10 protein-coding genes are annotated in these 11,279 nt (G+C 39.3%); 3 read left to right on the top strand and 7 right to left on the bottom strand.

Annotation, left to right across the window (positions count from 1 at the left end):
• Positions 1-19 precede the first annotated feature (19 nt).
• From ABJH90_RS03285 to ABJH90_RS03275, 3 genes are all read right to left on the bottom strand, one after another.
• Positions 20-1,654: an aryl-sulfate sulfotransferase gene (locus tag ABJH90_RS03285; RefSeq protein WP_348338037.1), complete on the bottom strand. Its 1,635-nt coding sequence runs from the start codon at positions 1,652-1,654 to the stop codon at positions 20-22.
• Positions 1,655-1,885: 231 nt separating this feature from the next.
• Positions 1,886-2,527, bottom strand: coding sequence for a DUF308 domain-containing protein (locus ABJH90_RS03280; protein WP_348142403.1), 642 nt, complete (start codon positions 2,525-2,527; stop codon positions 1,886-1,888).
• Between the two features lie 265 nt (positions 2,528-2,792).
• Positions 2,793-4,025, bottom strand: a complete 1,233-nt coding sequence (locus ABJH90_RS03275; protein WP_348142400.1) for an aminotransferase class V-fold PLP-dependent enzyme — start codon at positions 4,023-4,025, stop codon at positions 2,793-2,795.
• A 459-nt stretch (positions 4,026-4,484) separates the two neighbouring features.
• Between ABJH90_RS03275 and ABJH90_RS03270 the strand changes: the two genes are divergently transcribed.
• Positions 4,485-5,297, top strand: coding sequence for a PepSY-like domain-containing protein (locus tag ABJH90_RS03270; protein WP_348142397.1), 813 nt, complete (start codon positions 4,485-4,487; stop codon positions 5,295-5,297).
• A gap of 121 nt (positions 5,298-5,418) precedes the next feature.
• Here ABJH90_RS03270 and ABJH90_RS03265 read toward each other — a convergent pair whose 3' ends face one another.
• Together ABJH90_RS03265 and ABJH90_RS03260 are read right to left on the bottom strand one after the other, a co-directional pair.
• The gene (locus ABJH90_RS03265; protein ID WP_348142395.1) at positions 5,419-5,796 is read right to left on the bottom strand and encodes a hypothetical protein; all 378 of its coding nucleotides are present in this window, start codon (positions 5,794-5,796) and stop codon (positions 5,419-5,421) included.
• A 306-nt stretch (positions 5,797-6,102) separates the two neighbouring features.
• A complete protein-coding gene (locus ABJH90_RS03260) occupies positions 6,103-6,297 on the bottom strand; it encodes a hypothetical protein (protein WP_348142392.1) in 195 nt (64 codons plus the stop codon).
• Positions 6,298-6,478: 181 nt separating this feature from the next.
• Here ABJH90_RS03260 and ABJH90_RS03255 point away from each other — a divergent pair, with 181 nt between their 5' ends.
• Both ABJH90_RS03255 and ABJH90_RS03250 read left to right on the top strand, forming a co-directional pair.
• The gene (locus ABJH90_RS03255; protein WP_348142389.1) at positions 6,479-6,979 is read left to right on the top strand and encodes a (2Fe-2S)-binding protein; all 501 of its coding nucleotides are present in this window, start codon (positions 6,479-6,481) and stop codon (positions 6,977-6,979) included.
• Positions 6,963-9,185 (top strand): molybdopterin cofactor-binding domain-containing protein, encoded by a 2,223-nt coding sequence (locus tag ABJH90_RS03250; protein WP_348142387.1) that lies wholly within the window; start codon positions 6,963-6,965, stop codon positions 9,183-9,185. Before ABJH90_RS03255 ends, ABJH90_RS03250 begins: the two co-directional genes overlap by 17 nt.
• 36 nt (positions 9,186-9,221) lie before the next feature.
• On the opposite strand, the gene ABJH90_RS03245 is transcribed toward ABJH90_RS03250, so the two are convergent.
• Both ABJH90_RS03245 and ABJH90_RS03240 read right to left on the bottom strand, forming a co-directional pair.
• Positions 9,222-9,764, bottom strand: a complete 543-nt coding sequence (locus tag ABJH90_RS03245; protein ID WP_348142384.1) for a hypothetical protein — start codon at positions 9,762-9,764, stop codon at positions 9,222-9,224.
• Between the two features lie 222 nt (positions 9,765-9,986).
• On the bottom strand, positions 9,987-11,120 hold the full coding sequence (locus ABJH90_RS03240) for a DUF819 family protein (RefSeq protein ID WP_348142382.1): 1,134 nt from the start codon (positions 11,118-11,120) through the stop codon (positions 9,987-9,989).
• Between the last annotated feature and the right edge of the window lie 159 nt (positions 11,121-11,279).

The following is an 11,279-nucleotide window of genomic DNA, read 5'->3' as shown; positions in this document are numbered from 1 at the left end:
GGGTGGCCTGTTGAACCTCTTATCCTGTTGGGCGGTCCAAATTAGGGTACAGACTGTAAAATCGTTGTGCCCTGTATACCGAATAGCGTATTTCAGGATCATAAATATGTAACTCCCAGATTTTTTCTGTAGTCGGTTCTTTTGACACTTCCAGGATCCGGGCCCACTGATGGCCCCCGAATGTTGGCATCAGGTTTCCTTCCTTATCCTTAAAACGCCCACCATCGGTTATCAAAACATTGTCTGTGTTTGTAAGGTAGTCGGCATCACTAATAAATGGCGAAACAAATCGTTCCTGTTCGGGGCCGTAGGTCCATACCTCTTCTACGGTCCCGGCAATTTCATCTACACGTAATTCCAGTGCTCGACTAAAACGGTCTTTTTCCGGCATAGGCGGATTCGGCGGTATAAAGCGTGCTCCACCATTGTCAAACATCAGGAGAGTACCCTGTGGGGTCATTTCAACTCCATGCTGGTGGCAGGGCCATGTTAATTCGCCTATGGGTTTTAAGAGCTTATCGGACCATGGCTTATTCCAGCCAGTCGGATCACCTAGAATCCATAATAAGGTGCCCGTTTTCATATCAATTTTGTATATCGCACATTGGAAATTCGAAGAGACAAGAACAGCATCTTCTTCTTCAATGTAAAAAATAGCATTGCTGTGGGTAATATCATGAGGCAGCGGATCATAAATATCTTTATAAATATCATAATAATGACCTCCGTCTAAGGAACCTTCGCCAAGGCGCCTGGGGTCCAGAATATCAACTAAAGACCATTTTCGTACTGTACTGCCGTCCGGAGTAAACTCAATGATGACATCGCCTGCTACATCAGCAGTTTCTTTCTTCTCAGAAGGAGGATACGCAGCCGGGAAATCTTCCAGCGAACGCACCTCCAGTCCCAGTCCCAGGAAATTACCGGAGGCAAGTTCTATCACATCGTGATGAAACATATCCGTATCTACAGCAATACTTCCTTCTGCTATGGGTTTGGTTACTGCACCGGAAGAATACCATTCCTGAACAATATTACCCAGCATATCTAACTCGAAAAAACGCCCGTCGTCCACGCCTCCGAATATCAGGTTTCCATTATGTTTTCTGCGGACTTCATCAATCCAATGATCGGCTTTCAGGTACCAAACTACTTCCCCGGCTTCATTTACCGCAATGGCATATCCCCAGTCCGAATCATCATCAAATGGTTCTTTCCACCGAAACACAGTGAACATCGTTATACCCGGCTCCATCTCACCGGTTTTCTCCTGTACCAATTCCAGCGAAGGAAAATCGTCTGGCAATGGTGGGGTTTCAATAGAAAGCGAATCCAGCACAAGTTCCCTGCCATTTTCATCTTTGAGTGTTGCGGTAATCTGATGCAGTTTCCCTGGTTTCAGTCCCAGGACCAAAACCTGATGATTTGTTTTTAAGGAATCTTCAGGTTGAACAATTTGCCGTGTCACCCCATCATCAATAGTTAGAGTAGCACTTACCGGACGATCTGAGGTAAAGGTCAGAATTCCTGCCAATGGAGCATTCTTATTCGGATTCGGGACAAGTTGCACATTTGTAGCCACCGGAGGACCCGCACAGCTTAGAAGGGTAAGAATACCTAAAGCCGCCATAAGGGCAAATCTATTAAGCTTCAAATTACGGAGTATCGGCAGATAATAATATAGGTCATCCTTGACCTGGTTACTTACATACATGAATTTCATTGAGTTCTGCTAGGTGTAATTAATAAATCCTTTAAAACCTGAAGCTGCCATTGAGCATAGTACAACAGATCTTAAAGGAATACGTAGTGGCCTGGCTCATCTTATTAAAGATTTTCGTGATATAAATACAAATCAAGCGAAGCCCATTGAATATTATAATTATTAAGACTTTTCAATTTCCTTCTTTATTTCATCTTGTATTGCATGAAACTTTTTACTCAGCTCTTCAGAAATATTAGAGGGTATATCATGCAGCTTCTTTAACTTGAAAGAGAGATATATGTTGAAAATCCCCATTATGATTAAGCCACTTCCGGCCCATATCACAATAGAAAGACCTCCAATTACAGGATTTAATAATAATATAAATCCAATTAGTATTCCAATAATACCAATACCCATTAAATTTCCCCAGTCTTTTACCCCATACCTCTTCAAATCTAAGGAGATTCCTATTGCATTCATTGAACGGAATAGAATTACAAATCCAACATAAAGAGGCAATGTTACCATAGAAATCCCCGGATCTTTCATTAAAGCAATACCTACCGCAAGGGTAATTAACCCCAGAACCAATTTCCATCCCCAATTATCTAAGGTATTCCGATTAACAATTGCGAAAATCGTTTCAATTGCTCCGGATACCACAAAAGACAAACTAAAAATATATGCGGCCCATACCCATGAATACTCTAAATCAGATAATACCCATATAGCTCCGGCTATAAATGCTAATCCTGCAATCAAAAACAAATACCAGTGTTTAATTGCGTGTTTAATCGTTTTAAAAAAATGTGCTCCCATGGTTTGGTTAGTTTAATTGTGCCTACTCTATAAAGTTTTCAGCCTCCCTTTTATTTTATTTGGTTTTTGTACAATCGATTTCCAAGCAAGTATTCTCTCCCACAATAAATTTTATATTGGATTTTTTCAAAAGCCCTTCTAACTACATTTCATACACACTGAAAAATTATTGAATTTTTCTTTCCAGATCAGCATGATTAAATTTATTGAACATAAAGAGGGGATACAATATAATAATTTTTAGGTGAATAATTCAGCTATAGATCTATATTTCCAAAGCAATTTTTAGGCCTTCTATCAACTGATCAATTTCCTCCATACTGGTATAATGCAGAAAAGACATTCTCAGCACGCCCGGTTCTAAAGGGATTCTCATGTCCATAAGCGGCCGCACGGCGTAAAAATCGCCCGTACCTAACATCAATTTATGATCAGTCAGGCTGGCATACACTTTTTCGAGATCTTTACGAAGAGGAAGTATCGAAATAGTTGGCATTCTACCTTCCGCCTCATGCGGACCTAATAGTCTTATATCTTCACGAGATTTTATAAACTCCAGTAATGGCCGCATCAAAGATTTTTCATGTTCGCGAAATAATTTATTCAATTGGATGTTTCTTTCAGAAGGCGTGGACTCATCCTTATAATGATGTTCGTAAAGAGTATCAAAATAATCCAATATCCCATTGACTGATGCAATCTGCGCATGATCCGGTCCGGCTGGGGTCAACATACTCCGGGTTACACCTTCCTTGAAAAAATGAGATTGGTTTTCCATTTTTCCGATCAGATCTTTATTAACATACATTAAGCCTAAATGAGGCCCATATGTCTTGTAGAGTGAGAAAAGATATATGTCGGCCCCCAGACTTTTAAAATCCGGAAATCCATGTGGCGCATAAGCTACCCCGTCAACCATGCAGAGGGCCCCATGCGTATGGGCCATTTGACTAATAGTTTTAACAGGATTAATATGACCGATTACATTGGAACAATGGGGAAAAGCCACCATCTTTGTTCGGTCAGAAAATAAAGTTTCCAATTCATCTAAGCTCAACAATCCCGCTTCCGGATCTACATGCCACTCTATAATTTTAATTCCCTGATCTCCCAATCTTCTCCATGCCCCTGCATTGGCTTCATGATCCTGACAAGAGACGATGATTTCGTCCCCGTCCTTCCACATGGGACGCATTGCATTTGCAAGCACGTATACATTTTGTGTAGTTGATGGACCGAAATGAATTTCTGAGGCTTCAACATTCAGATATTCAGCCATTCTCTTATAGGAATCATCCATCAATTCTCCGGCCCTCTTCGAAGCAGGATAAGGATAGTAGGGCTGTACCTTGTTTTTCATGTAAAAATCGGTCAATCGATAAATAAATTGTGTGCAAGGATAAGATCCTCCGGCATTTTCAAAAAAAGCCCATCCTTCCAGTGAAGGTTCCGAAAACGCGGGAAATTGTGAGCGTACAAATTGTAAATCAAGTTTCATAAGTAAATAGCATTCTTAAATTAGCGTTTATAATAAGTTTAGTAATAGTTCTATTACCGCCGATGCAATCTTTCCAACGACATATTTTTGATATTGAGTTAGGTTTATAGATCATCTGAAGAAGTGGTTGGTTGTAACATTACCAAGATACTGAATTATCAATAATAGTATTCTAATAAATGATTCCGAAAAGTTAATATGATTGCCTTACTTCGAAGAAATACGTAACCCATAGGACAGGTCCTTAGATAAAATACCATGCTACAAAATAAGCTTCCAGAGCAGTTTTTAGATATACTTCACGGCAACAATACAGGTGTTTAAATTAAGTTTTAAACCTACCCAAAGACGTTTAAACTAGCTATTTAACGATTTGTGGTAGGGTTTTTTTAAGGGTAGTTGTTATATGTTCTAACACAAGGATTAAATAAACCCAAATCTTATTAAAATTTAAAATGTATGAAACAAAAAAATGGTACCCCCCAAATGAAAAGTGAATTTAAACCTGCAAACAATTTAAAAATGAAAACAATTAAAATAATATCACTTGCCGTACTAAGTGTATTTGCAATGGTATCTTGTAGTAAAGACAATGAGGATACCCCTAATGATTTACCTGAAGGATTTGCCCTAAAAGCAGATGCTAAGGTTAAAGTAGGGGATTTACCTATGGCGATTTTGGATTTTGTGTCCCGAGAATTTCCGGAACGCACTATCGACGAGGCAGAGGAAGAAGACAATGGTAATTTTGAGGTAGAGTTAAACGACGGTAATGAACTTATTTTTGATGCCAGGGGCAACTTTTTAGGCATTGATGACGATAGTGAGGAGAACGGCGATTTTGACGACTCCGATGTGAATATTGAGACCCTATTACCTGCTATATTGGAGTACATAGAGATGAATTATCCCGAGATAGACATAGAGGAAGCCTCTATTGAAAACAATGATCAATACGAAGTAACTTTAAATGATGACATCGTTTTAATTTTTGATGCCAACGGTGGATTTTTAGGTATTGGTGTTGATGAAAACGATCAGGATGGTGATGGAGATTATGAATGGGAAGAAGAAGATGGCCATGATGATGGAGAGACTATAGACCCGGCCCAATTACCGGATATGGTTCTGGCATACCTGGAAGAAACCTACCCTGACCTTACTATTGTGCACGCAGAAGTAGAAGATGAAGGAGAATATGAAGTGACTATGAATAATGGTCTTGAGGTCTATTTCGACGCCGAAGGAAATTTCCTTTCCGTGGATGATTAATATAACTAAGATTATTTGATAAAGGGCGGATGTCCTTAACAGCTAAAAACTAAATTACCCCGATACCAAACTGCTTTTGTGCAGATAGGTATCGGGGTTTTTTCTGAATAATTATTTGAATTTATTCCTCAAATTCCGCCATTTTTTTACCTATATGTTCCATCACTTCACCGAACTCCTTCTCTGGGCTAAAATCAATTATTTTTACATCTTCTTCAACAATGGCGGTATGTCCGGCAGGCCAATAAAAAACATCGCCTGTTTTGACAATTTCTTCAGATTTATCATCATAAATTAGACGTATTACCCCTTCAACTATGTAGCCCCAATGTGGGCAATGGCAACTATTATTTTTAAGTCCCTGAAGCAAAGGTGTAAAGTCGGTTCCTTTGGGGATTTCATTAAATGCTATGGTCATTCCTCCATAACCGGTTGCGTTTCTCATAATGGAATCGGGCGTTTGCATTACAATTGGCATGTCTTCTTTGTTGATTTTCATAATCTAATTTTTTAATGTTAAACTATTTAAACTAATTTCTTCTTGCTGATAACGTCTGGATTAGGCGTGGTGCCCATTTTCATGAAGCCTTATCGCTTTTATATTGTTAGTGGTCTTTCTATTTTTTTTCTTATTTAGATGAGGTTTAACTTTGTTCTACCTGAGATTTATTCCGTCCATAATTTCTATATAACGCGGTTCATTTTGATAGGCTTTAGTGAGGGGTACTACAATGGCATAATACGGAAGATCAGGATCTCTTCTAATATACAATTTTTCTAACCAATACAATACTTTCTCCCTGTTTTAGATCAAAAGGTATAGTAGCATAATGTTACCTGACCAAGGTTGGTGCGAGTCACTGATTTTCGCCAAGGCATCCGCAGTAACATTTAAAGCTGCCCTAAAACCATCACTTTTATATGTTCCATCCAGTTTATATGTTCCATCCAGTATTTTGCTTATTTCTTGCTGCCCTCCTTGTTTAATTATGCTTTTCAAATGTTAATTTGGATAGGTCTGAATAAGATTTAATCCGAAATAAATACTTAACCAGATTAACCTCTAATCATTTGGACACAAATTCCAATGAAGTAAAACTTCTTTTTCAATAATTATATGTAGTTTTAGAAAGACATGAAGCAAAATTTAATAAACCAGAAATGTTAATTAATACTACTTAATGAAGCTAAATATAAATAATACAATACATGAGGTGGATGTTGACCCTGCTACCCCTTTACTATGGGTCATCCGGGAACAGCTTGGGTTGACCGGAACAAAATTTGGGTGTGGAATAGGACAGTGTGGGGCATGTACGGTTCAATTAGATGGATTGGCCATTAGATCTTGTCTTACACCTATTCAGGCAGCAGCCGATAAAGAAATTACGACTATAGAAGGAATTTCAGATCAAGACACTGGGTTACATGCTTTACAAAAAGCCTGGATTGAAGAACAGGTCCCTCAATGCGGGTATTGTCAATCGGGGCAAATCCTGTCTGCACATGCGCTACTATCAAAAACTACATCCCCTACAGATGAGGATATTGATATGGCAATGAATGGGAATATCTGCAGATGTGGCACCTATTCCCGAATCAAAAGTGGAATAAAGCTGGCAGCAGAAGAATTGAGAAACACATCAACTATTAAAATCTTGAACAATGGGGAAGTGGACTAGACGAGCGTTTATAACTACAGGAGTCTTAACCGGGGGTGCCCTGGTAATTGGAGTAGCCATTAGACCGGGAAACCGGGCTGGGAAAGTCAAGGATTTAATTGCGGGGGAAGGAGATACTGTACTAAATATCTGGCTGAAAGTTAATGAAGATAACACCATTACGGTTATTGTTCCGCATGCCGAAATGGGGCAGGGGGTCCATACTACCTTACCAATGATGCTGGCCGATGAAATGGATGCGGATTGGAAAACCATTAAAATGTTAGAAGCTCCGGGGAATAAGGAATATGCCAATTACGCCATGGGAAAAGGGTTTCTTATGGGACCAAAAGATATCCCTTCCATACTTATCGGAACCGTTGATGGCTTTTTTTTAACAGCCACTAAGCAAATCAGTCTTCAAATGACCGGGGGAAGTTCTTCTGTTCGTTTTACAGGCATGTTTGCCATGCGTGTGGCAGGAGCAGCTGCAAGAGCGGTATTGTTAGAAGCTGCTTCAGAGGAATGGGAAGTTGCTGCGGAGGAATTAGTGGTTAAAAACAGTACTATTTCGCACCCGGCGAGTAATAGAATGGCACCTTTTGCAAGTTTTGTAGTTAAAGCTGCCAATTTATCTCAACCGGCCAAACCACGTCTTAAGACATCAGAAGAATTTACCATAATGGGAACCTCGCCACCACGGTTAGATATCCCTTCAAAGGTAGATGGAACGGCAAATTTTGGAATTGATGTTGTCCTTCCCAACATGAAATATGCTACCATTAAGGCTTCTCCTGTTTTTGGAGCCAAGGCAAAGTCTTTGGAGGCTAGTGCTATTAAGGATATGCCCGGGGTTCACAAAATCGTAAATCTTGAAGGGGCCATAGCTGTAATTGCAGATGGCTATTGGTTGGCAAAAAATGCACTAAACGCATTACCTATAGAATTTGACAAAAGTGATCACGATACGGTAGGACTGAATGATATTTATGATAAGTATTTAAGAGATATGGATATCGCAATTGCGGAGGGGAATGAAGAAAAAGATGTTAAAAAAGGTAGCATAAAGGACATTTTTAAAGAAGCTACCAATGTGATAGAGGCGGAATACAGGGTGCCTTATCTGGCCCATGCCACAATGGAACCCATGAATTGTACTGCTTTGGTAAAAGAAGATGGATGCGAGATCTGGGTGGGAAGTCAGAACCCCTTAGGATTTGCAGACAGTATAGCCGAAGTGCTCGACATGGATAAGGAGAATGTAGTGGTGCATAACCAATATCTGGGCGGGGGATTTGGTCGAAGAACCGTGCCCGATGTTGCCATTCAAGCCGCTCTAATTGCCAAAGAGGTAGACTATCCGGTTAAGCTCATTTGGTCTCGTGAGGAAGATATCCAACAGGATCATTACAGGGAGGCCAACGTGAGTCGCTTTAAAGCAAGCCTTAATGATAAAGGTCAAATAGACGCTTGGAACAATCAGTTTGTATTTAAGCACGATCCGGAAGAAGCCCCACACATTCCTTATGGCGTTGACAATCAATTTATTCATTATACGAATAGTGAGACACATATACCCTGGGGATATTGGCGAAGTGTAGATTCATCTATGCATGCTTTTTTCACGGAGTCCTTTATGGATGAGTTGGCGAACAAAGCCAACAAAGACCCTTATCAGTTTAGGCGGGAACATCTTACCAATGCACCCCGATTTTTAAAGGTACTGGATCTGGCTGCTGAGAAATCCAATTGGGGAGAAGCCCTGCCAGCTAACTGGGGGAGAGGGATATCTCTTCACCAATCTTTTGGTACCATTGTGGCCCAGGTGGCCGAGATAGAAATAGTGGAGGACAGGTTGAAGGTTCACAGAGTGGTTTGTGCGGCGGATCCTGGTTTTGCATTTCACCCCGACGGTTTTAATGCACAAATGGAAAGCGGTATTGTTTTTGGACTTACGGCTGCTTTATACGGAGAAATATCGATAGAAAACGGAGCAATAAAGCAGAGTAATTTCCATGATTACCAGATGCTGCGCATGGAAGAGTCACCTAAAATAGAAACCTATATTGTTACCAGCGATAACTGGCCAGGTGGTGCAGGAGAACCAAGCACGCCATGCATCGCACCTGCGTTAACAAATGCGATATTTAACGTATCTGGTATTAGGATTCGCGAACTGCCTGTAAAAAATCATGAATTAAAGGCCGATCCAAAGATCTTAGGTTGATAAGACTTACTTAATATTGTAAAGAGATATGTTTACTTAGGACCCTCTTCTATTTATCTCCTCTTCTATAGCTTTCTGCCGTTCCAGAAGTTGTGCCTGCCTCTCGGCTAGTTTAATTTTCTGACTTTCTATTGCGGCCAGTTCAGAAAGTAAAGCTTCTTCCACAGAACTATCCTCGTCTGTTGAGACATCCACAGTATGGATAGTCTGCTCAAAACCTTGAGTATATATATCTAGCTGACTAATTAGGTTTTGTATATCACCAAAAGCCTTTTTTGTGTAATATCTACCCATTTCAAAATCTTTAGGGTCAGCAGCTTTTTCCAGATTTTCGATTCCATCTAAAATAGGATCCATGGCATTATCACAACCACATACTGCTATCTGGTTTTTTACTTTTTCTAAAGCTTCCAGAGCTTTATAGGCATAATATTTTTGATGATCAAAATTCTTCGAGCTAATTGATTTCTTGGTGTGGTTTAAAGCATAAGACGCTGAAGAATAGGTGTTGTCGCATTTTGCGGAGGCAAATAAGGTAGCCGTCATAAACACAAAAGATAAAAGGAAATTAGGTTTCATTTTAATTCATTTTAAGATTAGGGACCGTAAAGGAGCTAAACTTTGTTGAATTAAAAAAAAATATGTGGTCAACTGCTAAGTTTTGTAGTCAAAATACTATTAAAACCAATTTTAAAGGTAGAATGATCTTAAAATTATTTTGAAATTATTAAGGTTAAAAGCTAATTAATCGCATTTTTCGAAGATCAAAATAAGGACCATGAATTGCCACCATTTTACGTATCACAATAAATACACTACAAGAAAACCTAAATAAGTGCCTAGTGCATTGCCTAAGGTTCCCACAAGGATTGCTGGTAAGATCAGTTCATTTCTGTCAAAGGTTTCAGCAAGTGCTATAGCAGTAGTGCCTCCGCCAATATTAGCCTGACTCACTATGGAAATCATCTCCCAATCCCGGTAAATAAAACTGCCTAATAGAATTACCAGAATCCCGTGTAGAAATACCGCAATTGAACCAAACAGCAATAAAGTAAGTCCAACCTCTTTAAGCTCTATAACCGAACTGATTTCACAATATGCCCCAATGACTGCCAGAAACAGGTAAACAAGATACAGTCCGAGGAAGTGGCTTCCCTTTAAGCCTTGCACCAAACGGGTTTGTGCCAGTAATATACCAATGGTGGAAAGAGTTAAGATTGAAGGGATTTGAGGGAAAAGGTTAGTTATTAATTCAGATACGTAGTACGCGAAAACTCCGAGAAACACTAACCATATTAGAGAATTAAAATTAAGTTGTTCTTTATCCTGTGCTTGTAAAGTTTCATTGTATGTTTTTACCTTTTTATCTTTCCAGAAGGTTCTTAATATTACCGGGAAGGACAATGTTACTATAATCCATGCGGTCGTAATTACATTGTCTACCGCAATTGTACCTGCATACAAAATACCTCTTTCCTGAAAATCGTACTCCAGGGCTATTGCGTTAAAATTGACGCTACCTCCTGTATAGGTTCCGGTTAACATACCAGCGATAATTTTTCCATCTTCACCAAGAATATCCTGAGGCGAAATCAGATACCAGGAAAATAGAATACCCAGAGTGGTTGCCAGCGAACCTATTAAAAATAGAATAATCATAGGGGCTCCGGCCTTTTTTATGGAATTGAGATTAACTCCCAACAATAAGTAAAATATAGAAATGGGGGCTAAATAGGTAAAAATACCATCATAAAGAGGAATGGAATTTGATGCGGAAGGAATTAATCCCAGGTTAGCAATAACTGCCGTAAATAGAATCACTAATAAAGCGGCACCAAACTTTTTGCCAATTTTGGTTTTAGAAGTGTAATCTGCCAGGATCACCATTAAACACAATACCCCTAAAACATAAACCGGGTTTTCAATAAAATTCATTATCTAAAGATATCAAATTAATAATATGCTTGGTCCCACCAAGGTTTTTCACTTAGAGATATACAGGTTAATTTGATATATATATGTTTTGCTATCTTTATTGTAAGAGTCTAGTTTTGCCCTAAAATAGGCTTAACTCTTGAGTTGTTGTGATTTGAG

Origin of the sequence: Eudoraea sp. (assembly GCF_039969275.1) — a bacterium.
In the GTDB taxonomy this organism is placed as follows: Bacteria; Bacteroidota; Bacteroidia; order Flavobacteriales; family Flavobacteriaceae; genus Eudoraea.
This window is presented reverse-complemented; position numbering and strand designations above follow the sequence as displayed.